The sequence below is a fragment of the Alteraurantiacibacter aestuarii genome (assembly GCF_039523595.1).
Classification (GTDB): domain Bacteria; phylum Pseudomonadota; class Alphaproteobacteria; order Sphingomonadales; family Sphingomonadaceae; genus Alteraurantiacibacter; species Alteraurantiacibacter aestuarii.
In genome coordinates this window covers 22,035-39,518 of the sequence record NZ_BAAAFP010000001.1, presented here as the reverse complement: position 1 = coordinate 39,518, position 17,484 = coordinate 22,035, and the positions used below count along the sequence as shown (strand labels likewise).

The 17,484-nt window shown below is 63.6% G+C and carries 14 protein-coding genes; 11 read left to right on the top strand and 3 right to left on the bottom strand.

Going from position 1 to position 17,484, the window contains the following annotated elements; all coding sequences use genetic code 11:
- Nucleotides 1–106 precede the first annotated feature (106 nt).
- The 5 genes from ABDZ98_RS00190 to ABDZ98_RS00170 all read left to right on the top strand — a co-directional run bounded on the left by ABDZ98_RS00190 (nt 107) and on the right by ABDZ98_RS00170 (nt 7,147).
- Nucleotides 107–1,075, top strand: a complete 969-nt coding sequence (locus ABDZ98_RS00190; protein ID WP_160590967.1) for a glycoside hydrolase family 16 protein — start codon at nt 107–109, stop codon at nt 1,073–1,075.
- A gap of 4 nt (nt 1,076–1,079) precedes the next feature.
- Nucleotides 1,080–2,147 (top strand): substrate-binding domain-containing protein, encoded by a 1,068-nt coding sequence (locus ABDZ98_RS00185; protein WP_160590969.1) that lies wholly within the window; start codon nt 1,080–1,082, stop codon nt 2,145–2,147.
- Nucleotides 2,140–3,342: an MFS transporter gene (locus ABDZ98_RS00180; protein WP_160590971.1), complete on the top strand. Its 1,203-nt coding sequence runs from the start codon at nt 2,140–2,142 to the stop codon at nt 3,340–3,342. Before ABDZ98_RS00185 ends, ABDZ98_RS00180 begins: the two co-directional genes overlap by 8 nt.
- Before the next feature lie 79 nt (nt 3,343–3,421).
- The gene (locus ABDZ98_RS00175) at nt 3,422–5,821 is read left to right on the top strand and encodes a glycoside hydrolase family 3 protein (protein ID WP_237437448.1); all 2,400 of its coding nucleotides are present in this window, start codon (nt 3,422–3,424) and stop codon (nt 5,819–5,821) included.
- Between the two features lie 33 nt (nt 5,822–5,854).
- Nucleotides 5,855–7,147 (top strand): sugar MFS transporter, encoded by a 1,293-nt coding sequence (locus ABDZ98_RS00170; protein WP_160590973.1) that lies wholly within the window; start codon nt 5,855–5,857, stop codon nt 7,145–7,147.
- A gap of 16 nt (nt 7,148–7,163) precedes the next feature.
- Here ABDZ98_RS00170 and ABDZ98_RS00165 read toward each other — a convergent pair whose 3' ends face one another.
- Genes ABDZ98_RS00165 through panC form a run of 3 tightly spaced genes read right to left on the bottom strand, consistent with a single transcriptional unit; the run spans nt 7,164 to nt 9,904 of the window.
- Complete coding sequence (locus ABDZ98_RS00165) at nt 7,164–7,544, bottom strand: nuclear transport factor 2 family protein (RefSeq protein WP_160590976.1); 381 nt, start codon at nt 7,542–7,544, stop codon at nt 7,164–7,166.
- A gap of 9 nt (nt 7,545–7,553) precedes the next feature.
- Nucleotides 7,554–9,044, bottom strand: a complete 1,491-nt coding sequence (locus ABDZ98_RS00160; protein ID WP_160590978.1) for a DUF4403 family protein — start codon at nt 9,042–9,044, stop codon at nt 7,554–7,556.
- Nucleotides 9,044–9,904 carry a pantoate--beta-alanine ligase gene (gene panC, locus ABDZ98_RS00155; protein WP_160590980.1) on the bottom strand — a complete coding sequence of 287 codons (861 nt, stop codon included), beginning with the start codon at nt 9,902–9,904 and terminating at the stop codon, nt 9,044–9,046. Before panC ends, ABDZ98_RS00160 begins: the two co-directional genes overlap by 1 nt.
- A 92-nt stretch (nt 9,905–9,996) precedes the next feature.
- Between panC and ABDZ98_RS00150 the strand changes: the two genes are divergently transcribed.
- Genes ABDZ98_RS00150 through ABDZ98_RS00125 form a run of 6 tightly spaced genes read left to right on the top strand, consistent with a single transcriptional unit; the run spans nt 9,997 to nt 17,318 of the window.
- A complete protein-coding gene (locus ABDZ98_RS00150) occupies nt 9,997–10,833 on the top strand; it encodes a division plane positioning ATPase MipZ (protein WP_337190188.1) in 837 nt (278 codons plus the stop codon).
- 3 nt (nt 10,834–10,836) lie between these two features.
- Nucleotides 10,837–11,124, top strand: a complete 288-nt coding sequence (locus ABDZ98_RS00145; RefSeq protein ID WP_160590982.1) for a J domain-containing protein — start codon at nt 10,837–10,839, stop codon at nt 11,122–11,124.
- A 39-nt stretch (nt 11,125–11,163) separates the two neighbouring features.
- Nucleotides 11,164–12,570, top strand: a complete 1,407-nt coding sequence (gene pgmG, locus ABDZ98_RS00140; RefSeq protein WP_160590984.1) for a phosphoglucomutase/phosphomannomutase PgmG — start codon at nt 11,164–11,166, stop codon at nt 12,568–12,570.
- An 8-nt stretch (nt 12,571–12,578) separates the two neighbouring features.
- Entirely contained in the window at nt 12,579–13,421 is an 843-nt protein-coding gene (locus tag ABDZ98_RS00135) for an arylamine N-acetyltransferase family protein (RefSeq protein ID WP_160590986.1), read from the top strand.
- Nucleotides 13,422–13,472: 51 nt separating this feature from the next.
- Nucleotides 13,473–14,828 (top strand): MFS transporter, encoded by a 1,356-nt coding sequence (locus ABDZ98_RS00130; protein ID WP_160590988.1) that lies wholly within the window; start codon nt 13,473–13,475, stop codon nt 14,826–14,828.
- A 39-nt stretch (nt 14,829–14,867) separates the two neighbouring features.
- Nucleotides 14,868–17,318, top strand: coding sequence for a ligase-associated DNA damage response DEXH box helicase (locus tag ABDZ98_RS00125; protein WP_160590991.1), 2,451 nt, complete (start codon nt 14,868–14,870; stop codon nt 17,316–17,318).
- Nucleotides 17,319–17,484 lie beyond the last annotated feature (166 nt).

Below are 17,484 nucleotides of genomic sequence, written 5' to 3'. Positions count from 1 at the left end.
GGACGGGAACGGGCTCTTGCTTCGGCAAGAGCCTGTTTTTCGTGATAGTCAGGCAGAATACAAACGAACCGGATAGCGGGACATGATGATCAGGCGCTGTATTTCGATGTCCGCACTTGGCGCCTGCCTGCTGGGCCTGACGGGCTGCGCAAGTGTCGGCGCTGACCCCGGTGCCCGTGAAAATGCGCCAGCGACTGAACCCACCGCGCAGTGGCAGCTCGTGTGGTCCGATGAGTTTGCGGGTAGCCAGATCGACACAGGCAAATGGGCATTCGATGTCGATTGCTGGGGCGGCGGCAATGACGAACAGCAGTGCTACACCGATAATCCGCGCAATGCCGCGGTCCGCGATGGCAGGCTGGTCATCACCGCCCGCGACGAACAGGCGAGCGGCCCGGCATGGCCCATCCACATGCGCGGCGACGTTGCCGATCCCGATGTAACTGCCACCAGGCCCTTCACCTCCGCCAGGCTGACCACGCGCGGCAATGCATCGTGGCTCTATGGCAAGATCGAGATACGCGCCCGCCTGCCGCAGGGTCAGGGCACCTGGCCGGCCATCTGGATGCTTCCCGAAGACGACCTGTATGGGGGCTGGGCACGGTCGGGAGAGATCGACATTCTGGAAGCGGTCAATCTGGGCGTGGCGTGCCCGCAATGTCCCACGGGCCGCGAAGACACGATTCTGGGGACGCTGCATTTTGGCGGCGCCTGGCCGGACAATGAGCTGGCCAGCACCGAGATTCATTATCCGCAGGTGCTGGAAGGTTTCCACACGTTCGGCGTGGTATGGAGCCGCGGGCAGTTCACCTGGACAGTGGATGGCGAGGTCTATGCCACACGGGATGCGCGCGAATGGTTCACCACCTCATCGGACGAACCCGGTGCCCCCTTTGACCAGCGTTTCCACCTGATCCTGAACCTGGCCATCGGTGGCGGACTGCCCGAACGGCGCGGTCTGGGCGGCGTGTCCCGGGAAAATTTCCCCAAGGCCATGGAAATAGACTGGGTTCGCGTCTGGCAATGCGGTTCCGATCCGGCTAGTCCGGATACCTGCGCCATCGAGGGGAGCTAAGGCCGTGGCAAGGCGTCGGCAGGCGGTCACCATCAAACATGTTGCAGCTGATGCGGGGGTCTCCCTGCAAACGGTCAGCCGCGTCATCAATAATGAACCCAATGTCCGCCCGGAAATGCAGCAGCGGGTGCAGGCCTCGATCGACAAGCTGGGCTATGTGCCCTCGATCGCCGCCCAGCGCATGAGCGGATCGCGGTCCTACCTGATCCTGGCGCTGAATGACCGTGAGCGGACGATCAAGGACTGGCGCGCACGCGAAGGCAGCGACTGGGTGGACCAGATGCTGCTGGGCGGAATGCTCAAATGCGCAGAGCACGGCTATCGCCTGATTTTCGAACTGGTCGACACGCATAACGATCATGTCGAGCGCGAACTGGGCAATGCCATCGCCGCCCTGCTGCCTGACGGTGTGATCCTCACCCCGCCGCATTCGGACAACCCGCTGATCATCGGCCTGCTGGAACGGCAGAATATTCCGTTCGCGCGCATCGGTTCAAAGGGCGGAGGGCCTGGCCTGGCCCTGACGATGGACGATGAAGGATCGGCCCGGCTGGCCACACGGCACCTGATCGACAAGGGCCACAAGCGCATCGGCTTTATTGCCGGCTCGCCCGAATACAGCCTCAGCGCCTGGCGGGTGGACGGCTGGCGACAGGAAATGGAAGACGCCGGTTTGCCGGTCGAAGGTCTGCTGGCACAGGGGGACTTCAGCTATCAGTCCGGGGTGAAGGCGGCGCGCGAACTGCTGGGCAAGTCTGCCCGGCCAACGGCAATCATCGCCAGTAACGACCAGATGGCGCTGGCGACCCGCGCCGTGGCGGCGGAGATGGGCTTGCGCGTCCCGTCCGATCTCTCGCTGATCAGCTTCGACAACACGCCCGTGGTGCGCTTCATCCAGCCGCCGCTGACCGCTATCGACCAGCCGATTGCGCAAACCGTGTCGCGCGCGGTGGAACTGATCATAGAGGCCAAGAACGGCGAAGCTGCACCGGATGGGCCGGTCAACATCGCGGGAAGTCTGGTGGAGCGCAAATCGGTTGCCGCCCCGGGCGACCAGAGCCGATATGAATAACGCTGGCCGGGACACGCGCCAATCGACCCGCTTCATGTTGCTCTATGCCCTGGCCGCTGCCGGCGGGGCCACTGCCTATGTTCCCTTCCTCACCGTGCTGCTGCCTGTCCGGGTTGCCGATCTTGCCGGGGCGCAGGACATTGCCTGGCTGGCCTATGTCGCCTTTTTCGGCGCCATAGCATCCAGCCTTTCCAATATCGGCTTCGGCTGGCTCAGCGATATCACCGGCAACCGGCGCGGATGGATTGCGTGCGGCATGGTCCTGTCCTGCGCCCTGCTGCTGTGCGTCACGCAGGTACAGGACCTGACCGGACTGATCGCGGTGATCGTGGTCTGGCAATTGTGCCTCAACATGATGCTTGCGCCTTTGACCGCATGGGCCGGCGATTGCGTTCCTGACCGGCAGAAGGGCCTGCTTGGCGGCTTGTTGTCCTTCTCTCCGGCATTGGGTGCACTGGCGGGCGTGGTCGTCACCCATCCGGGAATGGCGTCCGATGACGTGCGGCTGATGCTGGTTGCCGCCATGGTGGTGGGCTGTGTCTCGCCCGTGTTGATAATGGGGGCGCCGCGCCGCTTCCCCGAACTCAACCAGCCTTCCGCCATCGACCAAACACCGCGCAAGGCGAGAGACTGGGCGGCACTGACACCTGCCATCCGCATGTGGATCGCCCGCCTGCTGATGCAGATATCCGAAGCCGCCCTGTTTGCGTATCTGTACTTCTGGTTCCGCTCCATCTCCCCCGGCTTTGGCGACAATGACGTGGCCCGCGTATTTGGGCTGGTGCTGCTGGTCTCCGTGCCGTTTTCCCTGCTGTGCGGGCGCTGGGTGGACCGGCACAACCGGCCCAATTTGCCGCTGGTGGTGGGGGCAGCGCTGTCCGCCGTCGGCCTGCTGACCATGGCCGCAGCTCAGGATCTGGTGCTGGCGATTGCCGGCTATGTGTTGTTCGGTATCGCCTCGGCGATCTTCCTGGCGCTCCATTCGGCCCAGACATTGCGCGTGCTGCCCAGGCCCGAACACCGCGGGCGGGACCTGGGCATCTTCAACCTGACCAACACGGTGCCCTCGCTCATCATGCCCGGCCTCACGCTGGCGATGGTGCCCTTGTTCGGCTTTTCGGGCCTGTTTGTCCTGCTGACGGCGCTGGCTGTTGTGGCAGGCCTGCTGCTGGTGGCGCTTCCCCGTCCAAAATAGCTTTCGCTACCCCCTTGTGAAGATGACCCGGGCGGGTTATTGAGAACGTTCACATAGAAGCAATAAAGAGAATTCGGGGATGATGTCCACAAAGCGCCGCATGGGCTTTGCAATCGCGTTTGTTCTGGGCCTTTCGGGCTGTGCACAGGCGCCGCTGGAGCAAGGCCCCAATCCGGCAGAGATGAGCGTCGAGGAAATTCTCGAGGCGATGACGCTGGAGCACAAGATCGGCCAGCTGATCATGCCCGACATCTCCACCATCACGATGGAGGATGTCGAACAATACCGCTTCGGCATGATCCTGAACGGCGGAAACAGCGGGCCGGGCGGCGATGATCTGGCTGCCGCTCCCCTGTGGCTGGACCTGGCCGATGCAGTGTGGGAAGCGTCGAGCGCTCCGCTGGGCGCGGAGGAGCCGTCCATTCCGGCCTTGTGGGCCACCGATGCGGTGCACGGTCACAGCAACATCCCCGGTGCCACGCTGTTCCCGCACAATATCGCCCTTGGCGCGGCGGGTGACGAGGACCTGATGGTCCGCATCGGCGAGGCCACGGCTGCGGAAATCGCCGCGACCGGCATCGACTGGACCTTTGCCCCCACCATTGCGGTTGCCCGCGATGATCGCTGGGGCCGGACCTATGAGAGCTTCTCCGAAGATACCGATCTGGTCGCCCGGCTGGGTGCGGCCAACATTATCGGCCTGCAGGGCGATCCGGCCAGCGACAGCTTTCTGGATGAGCGCCACGTTATCGCCACGGCCAAGCACTTCTTTGCCGATGGCGGCACCAACGGGCTGGATCAGGGCGATGCCGCAGGTGATCTGGACGAACTGATCGCCGTGCACGGCACGCCCTATATCCCGGCCATCGCCGCCGGTGTGCAGACGGTCATGGTCTCCTTTTCCAGCATCAACGGCGTCAAGATGCACGGCAATGAGCCGCTGCTCAAAGGCCTGCTGCGCGATCAATATGGCTTTGAGGGGCTGACCGTGGGTGACTGGAACGGCCATGGGCAATTGCCCGGCTGCACGGCTTCCAACTGCCCCGATGCGCTGCTGGCGGGACTGGATGTCTATATGGTGCCCGAAGACTGGCGCGATCTGTATGACAGCCTGCTGGAGCAGGCGCGTGCCGGCACCATTCCGATGGAGCGCATAGACGAGGCCGTTGGCCGCATGTTGCGCCTGAAGATGGCCTATGGCCTGTTCACCAAGCCACGCCCGTCGGAGCGCGCCGTGGGCGGCGACTGGGATATCATCGGATCACCCCAGCACCGCGAAATCGCCCGCGAGGCCGTTCGCAAATCGCTGGTCCTGCTGGAGAACGACGGCGTCCTGCCGATCCGCTCCTCCGCGCGCATCGTGGTGGCGGGCGCGGCTGCCGATGACGTGGTGCGCCAGTCGGGCGGCTGGACGGTCACCTGGCAGGGCGGCGGTGAGCTGACCGAGGACAATCTGCCGGGCGCAACCTCCGTCTATGACGGTATCGCCGCAGCCATGAGCGAGGGCGGGGGTGAGGCCATCCTTGCCAGCGATGGTACATTCACTGGCCGCGCCGATGCCGCAATCGTGGTGTTTGGCGAACAGCCCTATGCCGAATTCGAAGGCGACAGGGCCGATCTCGCCTTCCGGGATGAGGAAGGTCTGGGACTGCTGCGCCGCTTCAAGCGCGCGGGCATACCCACGGTCGCCGTGTTCCTTTCCGGCCGCCCGCTGTGGGTTAACCGGGAGCTGGCGGAGGCGGATGCCTTTGTGGCGGCATGGTTGCCGGGCAGCGAGGGGCAGGGCGTGGCCGATGTGCTGATCGGCACCGCCGATGGAGCTGCGCGGCATGATTTCACCGGCAAACTGTCATTCGGCTGGCCTTCGGGCTGCCTGGCGCAATCCGATCTGTTGTTCCCGCTTGGCTTTGGCGGCTCCTACGCCCGTCCGCCTGCTGCGCGCAATTATGCGACCCAGTGCAGCGCCCTGAATGCCACACAGGCAGGCAGGATCGCACTTTTCGACCGGGGTCTCGCCCAGAATGTGACGGCCCGAGTATCGGCAGGTGCGGCCAGCAGCGATCTGCCACGGTTGCGCGGCACATCTGCCAGCGGCACGTTCACCGCATCGGGTGTCGATCTGGACGCACAGGAAGATGCCCGCCTGCTCAGCTGGACTGGTCCGGCCCGCCTGGAATTGGTGCTGGCGGAAGGGGCGCAGCTGCCCCCCAATGCAGCGATCGCCATCGAATATATCGCCGCCGAGAGGCCGGGCAGTTCGCTCTCGCTGATCAGTGACAGCGGCACGCTGGACATAACCGACACCATCGAACTGGCAGTGGGCAAGGGCCGCCGCCGGGCCACGATTGCGCTTGCCTGTCTTGGCAACAAGGCACCTGCCATTCTTGGCCTTGCGGCCGATGGCGCTGCTGAAATCACCATAGCATCGCTCGCCATCGTTCCGGGGCAAGCAACGCATTCATGTAACGGACCGTTCTAGCCCGATCTAGAAGGCCGCCGGAGGGGAATTATCATGGCATTGGCACCCAATATCGCGACCAGCACAGACCCTAATCCGATCGAGGATAGCGGCGAGCACATCAACGCCCCCGGGCTGCAATATTTCGTGTTCGCGCTGTTCTTCATCTTTGGCGGCATCACCTCGCTCAACGATGTGATCATCCCCAAGTTGAAGGAGCTGTTCACGCTCAATTACACGCAGGCCATGCTGGTGCAGTTCTGCTTCTTTGCCGCCTATGCGATTGTCGGCATTCCGGGCGCACGGCTGGTCAAGAAACTGGGCTACATGCGCGGGGCGGTGGCCGGGCTGGTGATCATGATGGCGGGCTGCCTGCTGTTCATTCCTGCCTCGCAGACGGCCACCTATGCGCTGTTCCTGTTCGCGCTGTTCATTCTCGCCAGCGGCGTGGTGATCGTGCAGGTGGTGGCCAATCCGCTGATCAGCCTGCTTGGCCCATCGCGTACGGCGCACAGCCGCCTGACTTTTGCGCAGGCGTTCAATTCGCTGGGCACCACCGTGTTTCCCATCGTCGGCTCGATCATCATTCTGGGCAGCCTTGCCACCATCAGCGCAGACCAGCTTTCGGGCGCGGAACTGACCGCTTACCGGCAGGCCGAAAGCGAAGCGATCTGGCAGGGCTATCTGGGCCTTGCCGTGCTGATCGGCCTGGTTGCCGCCGTGGTGTGGCTGTTCCGCAACCGCCTGCAGGGTGAAAAGCATGAGGCATCGGGCGGACTGGCCGGACTGGACCTGCTGAAGCGCGGGCGGTTCGGTTACGGCGCCTTGTGCATCTTCCTGTATGTGGGGGCCGAGGTTTCCATCGGTTCGATCATCGTCAGCTATCTGATGCAGGCGCACGTGCTCAACGTGGCGGAGAATGTCGCCGGGCCGATGATCGGGCTTTACTGGGGCGGCGCCATGGTTGGCCGGTTCATCGGATCGGCGCTGTTGCGCATGCTCAGTCCGGGCAAGATTCTTGCCTTCGTGGCGGCGGGCGCGATCACGCTGATCGCCATCTCGGCCAATTCAACCGGCGAAGTGGCGGCCTATACGCTGCTGGCAGTGGGCCTGATGAATTCGATCATGTTCCCGACCATCTTCTCGCTCGCCTGTGAGAAGCTGGGTCCGCGTGCGGCGGATGGATCGGGCATCATCAATGTGGCGATCTGCGGCGGGGCGATCGTGCCGCTGCTGTTCGGAGTGATTGCCGATACCAGCGGCAGCCTGACATTCGCGCTGATGCTGCCGGTGATCTGCTATGCCATCATCGCCGGCTTCGGGATTTTCGCCCGGCGCCCCGCCTGACGGGAACTCCCGCACCTCACGGTTTGAAACGCGCGCCTCTGATGTGGGTGAACTGATCGCCTGCAAGCTCATACATGGCGATGGTTTCAACCGTGCGGTGATCGCCTGCCCTGGTTGGCCAGATTTCAAAGTCCGGCCAGTCCTTGAAGGTATCGAAAGTGGTGCGGCAGTGCATGGCGATGCGGGTGGGGGTGACGATCACGTCCAGCGGGGTGACCACCTCGGTGATATGCGCCTTCACCTCGCGGTAGAAGGACAGGATGTTCTCACGCCCGACGATTGTCTTCGATCCGCCCAGCTCGAACACCACGTCATCGGCATAGAAACGGCCGAACCCGTCAAAATCATTGCCGTTGAACGCCGCCACATAGGACCGGAAATCCTCTTCAGTCATCATGCCTTCTCCCTAATTGATGCTTGCCGATAGCCGCGCCGTGCCCACTGCGGCCACCGGCAGGAACAGGCCCCGTCCGGTCACCTGGATCGGACCGTGACCAACGCTGGTGATGGAGGCATTTATCTGCACGCCTTCTGCGGCAAGATTGGCCAGCGCTTCGCGGGCATCGGCAATAACGCCTTCATATTCGCGGGTGAAATCGCCCACCAGCGCCTGTTCAATCCCGGCGCGCAGCTCTTCGCCTGCAACCATGCGGGTGAGCAGGTCCACTGCGGGCCGGTCACTGTCGCCATAAATGGTCAGGTCGCGGATTGCGATCACGGCGCTGTCAGGTTCATTGAAGGGGATGCCGGTGAGCCAGACCTTGCCCTGCGCGCTGCCATAGCGCGAGGCGATGCCTTCGCTTGGCGCCACCTGCGCATCCACGCCCACGGCGATGCGGCCATTCTCGGTCGCGTAGATTTCCACTGAGCGGAAATCCGCAGTGATCGCGCCCACCTGCGGCAGGGACAGGCCCTTTTCGTTGAGCTTTCGCAAGGCCCGCAGCAGCACCGGTTCCAGATGGGCATATTGCGCCAGCACGGGCACCGCCAGATGCAGCCCGTCGCGGCTGATGTTCTGAGCGCGCGGCGGCAGCGCGGTGGGTGTGGGCGCGGGCGGGCGGTCGCCAATCACCGTTTCCGTGCGCGCGGCCAGCGCGATGTCGACCAGCATCTGCCGTCCTTCGAAGTGGTACCCATCCACGCCCAGCGCCTGCGGGGTGATGCGCATCCATGCAGGCGGGTTCTCGCCATTGAGGGAGATCACGGCAAAGCCCTTCTCCCAGGCATTATCGACAAAGGGATGCAGCTGGATACGGGCAAATTCGCGCTCCAGCTCTCGTTCCAGACTGGTGACCAGGCCCTGCAACTCGCGGTCTGCGTGGCTGGTCAGGCGGATGCGCTGTCCCAGGAAATCAATCCCCGGCTCCTCGCTCCAGTCATAGGATACGTCGATATTGGCGCGCAGCCGCCAGTCCGGCGTGACCGAAAGCCGCGCGCGAAGCGTGGCCATGACAGAGCCGGTGGCGGTTTCGCCTTCCAGTATGCCGCCGATATCCTCTGCCCGCAGGCTGGCATTGACCGGCAGGCGGATCAGCAGGTCACGCCCGCGGCCCGACAAGGTGATGCGCCCGCGCGTCGCCTCTCCCAATATGCGGCAGGCGATATCGGGGGTGAGCGCAATATCCAGCCCAAGGCGGCGCACGCGCTGGGCCGGGATGCAATTGCTGCGCTGCTCGTCAATCGACCACAGGCGGCGCGGGATGCGATCCTGCAACGCGGATTGCAACTGATCGAGCGAGATCGCCAGCGGCACGCGCATGGTCGAACTGGCGGTATCGATGACCGGCGCGGTTTCCACGCGCGCTGGCGGCTCGACCTCGATTTCATTGCTGCATGCCGTTAGACCCAGAGCCATCATCGCGGCCGCCGTCATGGCCCTGATGGCGGCGAAGCGCATCAGATGCGCGCCTCTACGGCCATATTGTCGATCAGGCGGGTCTGGCCGATCCGTGCCGCCACCAGCAGGCGGGCGGGCCTTTGCGGTGTGCCCGGCAGCAGCGCCAGGCTTTCGGCATCGGCCAGGCTGGCATAATCGACTGAGGCAAAACCGGCGGCGAGCAATTGCTGCTCCAGCCATGCCAGCGTGGCGGCAACATCCTCGCCCCGCTCGATCCGCGCAATCGCCTCGCGCATGGCCTGATTCAGCCGTGCTGCCGCCTGCCGGTTTGCCGGTGAGAGATAGGCATTGCGGCTGCTCATCGCCAGCCCGTCGGACTCACGCACGGTCGGTATGCCGATGATATTGCCCGCATGGGGCAGGATCAGGTCCAGATCGCGCGCCATGCGGCGGATCACCGCCAGCTGCTGCCAGTCCTTCTCCCCGAACAGAGCGACATCGGGGCGCACCTGATTGAACAATTTGCACACCACCGTGGCCACACCGTCGAAATGGCCGGGACGCGAGGCGCCGCACAAGCCCTCGCTCACGCCTGCCACGGTGATCGATGTGGCAAAGCCGCCGGGATACATCTCGGCTCCATCCGGCGCCCATAACAGTGCCACGCCTTCGCTCTCCAGCAAGGCCTTGTCCCGCTCCAGCTGGCGCGGATAGGCGTCCAGATCCTCATTCGGGCCGAACTGGGTGGGATTGACGAAGATCGAAACCACCACGTGGGGCGCATATTTCTTCGCCTCGCGCACCAGAGTCAGATGGCCGTCATGCAAGGCGCCCATGGTGGGGACCAGGGCAATCTTGCCCTGTTCGCGCAAGTCATCCACAGCTTCACGCAAATGTGTGATGTGGTTGATGGTTTGCACGGGCTCTCCCCTCCGATAAGGTCTCCTCAACAGACCTGGCCTCAGCTGCCTGCCTAGCCTCAGCTGCCTGATAGAGAAAGCCTGCCCTTATCGTGAGCGCAAATACAGCCCATCGCCCCGCCCACCGGATCGTCTTCGCCAATGAGAAGGGCGGGACCGGCAAATCCACCACCGCCGTGCATGTGGCGGTGGCGCTTGCCTATCAGGGCGCGAAGGTCGCCGCGATCGATCTCGATACCCGCCAGCGCACCATGCACCGCTATTGCGAAAACCGCGCCGAAACGCGTGAGCGCCGCCAGATCGATCTGCCCGGCCCGCAGTGTGCCGTGTTCGAAGGCGAGGATATTGCCCAGCTGGAGCAACAGGTCGCGCGGCTGGGTGAAGGCATGGACTTCATCATCTTCGATACGCCGGGACGCGATGATCCCTTTGCCCGCCATGTCGCCACCGAGGCCGATACGCTGGTCACGCCGATGAACGACAGCTTCGTCGATTTCGACCTGATCGGGCAGGTCGATGCGGAAACCTTCAAGGTCCGCCGCCTGAGCTTTTATGCAGAGCTGATCTGGGAAGCACGTCTGAAGCGCAGCCGCGCCACGGTGGAGCAGCAGCGCCGGGAAATGGACTGGGTGGTGGTGCGCAACCGCACCGGCCACACCGATGCCCGCAACCAGCGCCGCATCGATCAGGCGCTGACAGAACTTTCCAAGCGCGTGGGCTTTCGCATTTCGCACGGCCTGTCGGAGCGCGTGGTGTACCGCGAGCTGTTTCCGTCCGGCCTGACACTGCTGGACAAGGGGCATCTGGGCGAACTGGGCACCAGCCATCTGGTTGCGCGGCAGGAATTGCGCGCGCTGGTCGCCAATCTCAAACTGCCCATGCCGGCCCGCCCCTCCGAACTGGCGCTGCAACCCAGCGAGGCGGCCTGAGCCATGACGCGCCTGATCGTCCTTGCCGCTCTTGGCTGTATCGCCTTCAAGATGATCACCGGGCGCTGGCCATGGGAAAAGAAAATATCCACGCGCGGCCTTGCGATCTATCGGGCGCGCAGGTTGCTGGGGGTTGAAGCAGGCGCCGGCAGGGAAGAAATTGTTGCAGCGCACAAGCGATTGGTCACTATGGTGCATCCAGACAAGGGCGGCACCAATGAACAGGTGCACGAAGCCAATGCTGCGCGTGATTTGTTGTTTGATGAACTTCCCGGCCGATCGGTCAATTAGCATCGATCAATTAGCATCGGTCAATTAGCAGGAGCCAAAATGACCCACACATTCAATCCCACGGTTCTTCGTGAATACGATATTCGCGGTATTGTCGGCGAGACGCTGGGCGTGGAAGATGCCCGCGCGATCGGGCGCGGCTTCGGCACGCTGTTGCAGCGCGATGGCGGCAAGAAGGTGGCGGTTGGCTATGATGGCCGGGTCAGCTCACCCATGCTGGAAGCGGCGCTGATCGAAGGGCTTACGGCCACCGGCTGCGATGTCCGGCGGATCGGCATGGCCGCCACGCCCATGCTCTATTACGCAGAAGCCTCAGCCGAAGAGGTGGATGGCGGCATTCAGATAACTGGCAGCCACAATCCCGCCAATTACAATGGCTTCAAGATGGTATTTCGCGGGCGTCCGTTCTTCGGCGCCGATATCCTCCTGCTGGGCAAGATGGCCGCGGCCGGAGACTGGATCGATGCCGCGCCGGGCAGCGTCGAGAGCGTCGATATCATGGACGCCTATATCGATCGCCTGCTCCAGGGTCTCGATGGAATCGATCCCCAGGTCCTGGCCGGTCTCAAGGTCGGCTGGGATGCCGGCAACGGTGCTGCCGGACCCGCGCTGGAAAAGCTCGCCGCGCGCCTGCCCGGGGAGCATCATCTGCTGTTTACCGAAGTCGATGGCGAATTTCCCAATCATCATCCTGATCCTACTGTTGAGGAAAATCTTGAGGATTTGCGGAAGCTTGTCTCCGTAAAATCCCTCGATTTCGGAGTGGCATTCGACGGGGATGGCGACAGGATCGGCGCAATCGATGGCCAGGGACGGGTGATCTGGGGCGATCAGCTGCTGATGATCTATGCCGAAGATCTGCTCAAGACGCGCAAGGGCGCGACGATTATCGCCGATGTGAAGGCCAGCCGCGCGCTGTTCGATCATATTGCGGAGTGCGGCGGCAAGCCGCTGATGTGGAAGACCGGCCACTCGCTGATTAAATCCAAAATGAAGGAAACTCATTCGCCGCTGGCCGGGGAAATGAGCGGACACGTGTTTTTCGCCGACACATATTATGGTTTTGACGATGCGCTTTATGCCGGAATCAGGCTGATCGCGGCGTCTGCACGGCTGGGCAAATCGGTGACCCAGCTTCGCAGCGACATGCCGCAGATGCTCAACACGCCGGAAATGCGCTTCCAGGTGGATGAAAGCCGCAAGTTCGCCGCCATCGATGAAGTGAAGGAGCGGCTGGCCAGGACCACCGCGGACGTCAACGATACCGATGGCGTGCGCGTCACCAATGACGATGGCTGGTGGCTGCTGCGCGCATCCAACACGCAGGACGTGCTGGTGGCCCGTGCCGAGAGCAACAGTGAGGAAGGGCTCGCCCGCCTGATGGCGCAGATCGACGAGCAGCTCAGCCTGTCCGGCCTCAAGCGCGGCCCGCAAGCCGGGCACTAACCCGTCCGATGGGTGATCGGCTGGGCGCCTATTGCGCCAGACTGGCGCTGGACGAAGTACCGGGGGCCGATGCGGCGGGACTTGCCCTGCTGCAATCGGCCCACCGGCAGGCGATCACGTTCGAGAATCTGGACGTGCTGCTGGGCTGTCCGATCCTGATCGGCAGTGACGATGTCTTTGCCAAGCTGGTGACGGCGGGCCGTGGCGGGTACTGTTTTGAACAGAACCGGCTTTATGCAGATATGCTGGCGCTGATGGGGATTGCCAGCCGCCCGCTGCTGGCGCGTCCCCGGCTGGCCATTCCCGATAATGTGATCCCGCCGCGAACGCATGTGCTGTTGCTGGCCGATCTTGGCGGTGAAAAGTGGCTTGCCGATGCCGGATTTGGCGGCTCCTACGTCCCGCCACTGCCGCTGACGGACGGTGCAGAAACGCGCACGCCGGATGGTGCGCGCCACCGCCTGCGCCATATCGGCCGGGCGGACGGCGACTGGCTACTCGAACGATCAGGCCCGCGCGCCACCACCGATGGCCGCGCGCAGCCACATGGCGACTGGCAGGCGCAATACAGCTTCGATCTGGCACCGGTCGCGCAGGCGGATATGGATCAGGCCAATCACTGGACCGCCACCTGGCCGCAATCGCGCTTTGTGCTGGGGCCTATTGTCAGCCGGGTGCTGCCGGGGGGCTTCATGGCGCTGTCCGGCACATCGCTCAGCATCGCACAGGGCGACCAGTCCGAGCGGCGCGAGTTGCAGGACGCGCAAGAATGGCGCGCCGCCCTGGCCGATCTGTTCGCCATCGATCTGGACCTGGCGCAGGTCAGCCAGCTGCGCCTGTTTGACAGTTAGACAAATCCGCAAGTTGCGGCATACTCGCCCGTTCACAGGGGGGTTCAAGACATGGCCAGCATTCCGGCGGAGCAATCCGCGCTTATCCTGACACGCAGCAAGCCGCTGCGATTGCTGACGCTGCTGCTGTTCTATTTCACCCAGGGCTTCCCCATCGGCCTGTTCTTCTATGCCGTTCCCACATGGATGGCGGCCAATGGCGCGGGCACGGGGGAAATCGGCGCGGTTGTGGCCACGGCGTCGCTGCCGTGGTCGCTCAAGCTGATCAACGGCTTCCTGATTGACCGCTATACCTTCCTGCCGATGGGGCGGCGGCGCGTGTGGATCATCGGCGCGCAGGCGCTGATCGTGCTGATTCTGCTGGCAGGCGCGGTCATTGCACCCGAACATTCCGATATCGCGATGCTATCGGCCATTGGCTTTGTCGCCAATATGGCGGTCACCTTCCAGGACGTGGGGATAGACAGCCTTGCCGTCGATATCATGGAGGAGGATGAGCGGGCAAAGGCCGGCGGCATCATGTTCGGCGCGCAATTGCTGGGCATTGCCGCCACCACCGCTGGCGGCGGGGCGCTGCTGGCAGCTTCCGGCATATCCGCCTGCCTGATGGTGGGCGCGGTCGTGCCGGGCGTGGTCATGCTTTATGGCATCATCATCCGCGAACGCAGCGGGGAGCGCCGCCTGCCGTGGACCCACGGGCAAAGCCACAGGCGCAATCTGGATATCCAGGTAGAGGCATGGTGGCCGCTGCTGGTGAATGCGGTGAAGGCGATCATCGTCCCGCTCAGCCTGATGCTGATCCCGGTGCTGCTGTTCCGGTCCCTGCCGTGGGGCGGGTTTGAGAGCTTCCACCCGATCCTGTTCCAGGACGTGGGCGGCTGGAAGCTGACCGAATATACCAATTTCACCTCCACCCTTGGGCTGGCCACCGGCGTTGTCGGGCTGGTGGTGGGCGGCTGGCTGATCGATGCGATTGGCGCGCAGCGATCCATGCTGATCGCGGTGATCATCGGCATCGCCCTGCTGATCATCATGGGCGCGAGCCAATCCTTGTGGAGCGAGAGCTGGTTCCTGATGGGGTTTGCCGGCGCCATCGAATTTGTCGGCCTGTTCTATGCCATCGCCATGATCCCCATCTGCATGCGCATGTGCTCGCCCGCCGTCGCCGCCACGCAGTTCACCATCTATATGGCGGTCGGCAATTTCGGCAGGCCTCTGGGGGCCAGCCTTGCCGCGATGACGGCCGGGCAGGGCCATCCGCAATTGTTCTATTACACGCTGGCCGGAATCTGGACGCTGGTTGCCGTCGTGATCTACTTCGCGCGCTTTCCGGAAGAGAATGTGGCCGAGCATGAGGCGGCGCATGAACTGCCGCAGGCAGAAGGGATTGCGCCGATCCGGGATTAGGGCACTGGAAATGCGCTGGCGGCCTGCCATCTTGTAACGATGGTGGAGATTGCGGCGCAGGTCCCTGAAGAAATTGCCGACTGGTTCGCCGGGCGCGGCTGGCGGGTCCGCCAGCATCAGGCCGATATGCTGGCCGCATCGCAGGCCGGCAAGCATGCCATGCTGGTGGCCGATACCGGCGCCGGCAAGACGCTTGCTGGCTTCCTGCCCACGCTGGCGGCGTTCTGCCCATCGGTGCTGAATGGCGCGGCGCCGCCCGATGGCCTGCACACGCTCTATGTCTCGCCGCTCAAGGCGCTGGCGCATGATGTGCAGCGCAATCTGCTCACCCCGGTGGCCGATATGGGGCTGGATATCAGGATAGAGACGCGCAGCGGGGATACGCCATCGGACCGCAAGCGCCGCCAGCGCTCCCGCCCGCCTCAGATCCTCTTGACCACTCCTGAGAGCCTCTCTCTGCTTCTCAGCTTCCCTGAGAGTTTTGCGTTGTTTGCCGGGCTGAAGCGGGTGGTGGTGGACGAAATCCACGCCTTCGCCACGCAGAAACGCGGGGATCTGCTGGCGCTCGCACTGTCGCGCTTACAGGCGATTGCGCCCGATATGCAGCGCGTGGGACTTTCCGCCACCGTTGCCGATCCGGAGGCCTTTCGCGAATGGCTGGCGCCGTGGGGCGATGTGGATTCGGTCGCGCTGGTGGCGGGTGAGCGGGGCGCTGCGGCACAGGTGGAAATCCTTCTGCCAGAAGAGGAGCGCGTGCCCTGGGGCGGGCATGCGGCGATCTGGGCCATTCCCCAATTGTACCGCCGCGTGTGCGAATGTCGTACCACTCTGATCTTCACCAACACGCGGTTTCTGGCCGAATATATCTTCCAGAAACTGTGGGAGGCGAATGAGCAGAACCTGCCCATCGGCATCCACCACGGCTCGCTATCCACCGAGGCGCGGCGCAAGGTGGAAGCGGCTATGGCGCGCGGGGAATTGCGCGCGCTGGTGTGTACCGCCAGCCTCGACCTGGGGGTCGACTGGGGTGACATAGATCTGGTGGTGCAAATGGGCGCGCCCAAGGGATCATCGCGTCTGCTCCAGCGGATCGGGCGTGCCAATCACAGGCTCGATCAGGCCAGCCGCGCGCTATTGGTGCCGGGCAACCGCTTTGAATTTCTCGAGGCGTGGGCGGCCAAGGACGCGGTGGATGAAGGCCAGCGCGACGGCGAGGATTTCCGCCCTGGCAGCCTTGATGTGCTGGCGCAGCACGTGATGGCCTGCGCCTGTGCCGCGCCATTCGATGAACAGCAATTGCTGGCGGACGTGCGCGCCTGTCTGTCCTATTCCTGGGTGGATCAAAGCGTGTGGGAGCGGGTGCTCAGCTTCATCGCTACCGGCGGATATGCCCTGCGCGCCTATGACAAGTTCAAGCGGATCACGCGCGACGGGCACGGCGTGTGGCGGCTGACTCACCCAGACCAGGCGCAGCGCCACCGGATGAACGCGGGCATCATCGTCGATAGTGAAATGCTCAGCGTGCGCTTTCGCAATGGCCGGTCGCTAGGCAAGGTGGAGGAGCGCTTTGCCGCATCGCTCACGCCGGGGGACACCTTCCAGTTTGCCGGGCTCAACCTTGAGGTCGAGCAGCTGCGGGACATGGAGCTGGTGGTGCGGGCCTGCAGGAAGGCGGCGATGATCCCGTCCTATGGCGGTCTGCGCCTGCCGCTCACCACCCATCTGGCCAGCCGCGTTCGCGCCTTGCTGGTGGACCGGGCGGGCTGGGCACGTTTCCCCGACGATGTGCGCGAATGGCTGGAGGTACAGGACTGGCGATCGCAGCTTCCCGGACCGGACAATCTGCTGGTGGAAAGCTTCCCGCACGGGGGCCGTGAATACAGCGTCTATTACACCTTCACCGGGTGGAATGCGAACCAGTCGCTGGGCATGCTGGTCACCAAGCGGATGGAGGACATGGGGCTGATGCCAGGTGGCTTCGTGGCCAATGACTACTCGCTGGCGGTGTGGGGCCTGAAGCCGGTGGAGGACCCTGCTGCACTGCTTTCACCCACGATCCTGCAGGAGGAATTCATCGACTGGGTGCAGGATTCCTACCTGCTGCGGCGCGCGTTTCGCGAAGTGGCGGTGATTGCGGGACTGGTGGAGCGGCAGCATCCCGGCAAGCGCAAGACCGGCCGCCAGGTCACCTTCTCGACCGATCTGATCTATGACGTATTGCGCAAATATGAGCCCGGCCATGTGCTGATCGAAGCGGCCTGGGCCGATGCCCGATCACGCATGACCGACATAGAGCGGCTGGGCGATCTGCTGGACCATGCGGCAGAGCGGCTTGAGCATGTGCAGCTTGAGCGTGTCAGCCCGCTGGCCGTTCCGGTGATGGTGATGATCGGCCGCGAAGCCGTTCCGCAAGGGGCAGCGGACGATGAACTGCTGCTGGAGGCCGAGGCATTGGCCAGCGCGGCGATGGAACGGGATATGCCGCTTTAATCCCGTCCGAAGCTGCGAAACTGCTCATTGCCGATAAAGGCGAATTTCCTCAGGCCAGCGCCGCCCACCATCGCGATGATCTGCACCGATATGTCATAGCTGGCCTGCGGGTCTGGCTGGCACCGGGCCGGCTGACGACCACCGTATGGATTGCGGGCAAAGAAAA

Coding starts and splice junctions, on each gene's coding strand:
- ABDZ98_RS00165 (WP_160590976.1), bottom strand. CDS start 7,544: ATGATGACTGAAGAGGATTTCCGGTCCTATGTGGCGGCGTTCAACGGC.
- ABDZ98_RS00135 (WP_160590986.1), top strand. CDS start 12,579: ATGGGTGATCGGCTGGGCGCCTATTGCGCCAGACTGGCGCTGGACGAA.
- ABDZ98_RS00175 (WP_237437448.1), top strand. CDS start 3,422: ATGATGTCCACAAAGCGCCGCATGGGCTTTGCAATCGCGTTTGTTCTG.
- ABDZ98_RS00145 (WP_160590982.1), top strand. CDS start 10,837: ATGACGCGCCTGATCGTCCTTGCCGCTCTTGGCTGTATCGCCTTCAAG.
- ABDZ98_RS00170 (WP_160590973.1), top strand. CDS start 5,855: ATGGCATTGGCACCCAATATCGCGACCAGCACAGACCCTAATCCGATC.
- ABDZ98_RS00190 (WP_160590967.1), top strand. CDS start 107: ATGTCCGCACTTGGCGCCTGCCTGCTGGGCCTGACGGGCTGCGCAAGT.
- pgmG (WP_160590984.1), top strand. CDS start 11,164: ATGACCCACACATTCAATCCCACGGTTCTTCGTGAATACGATATTCGC.
- ABDZ98_RS00160 (WP_160590978.1), bottom strand. CDS start 9,044: ATGCGCTTCGCCGCCATCAGGGCCATGACGGCGGCCGCGATGATGGCT.
- ABDZ98_RS00125 (WP_160590991.1), top strand. CDS start 14,868: ATGGTGGAGATTGCGGCGCAGGTCCCTGAAGAAATTGCCGACTGGTTC.
- ABDZ98_RS00130 (WP_160590988.1), top strand. CDS start 13,473: ATGGCCAGCATTCCGGCGGAGCAATCCGCGCTTATCCTGACACGCAGC.
- ABDZ98_RS00180 (WP_160590971.1), top strand. CDS start 2,140: ATGAATAACGCTGGCCGGGACACGCGCCAATCGACCCGCTTCATGTTG.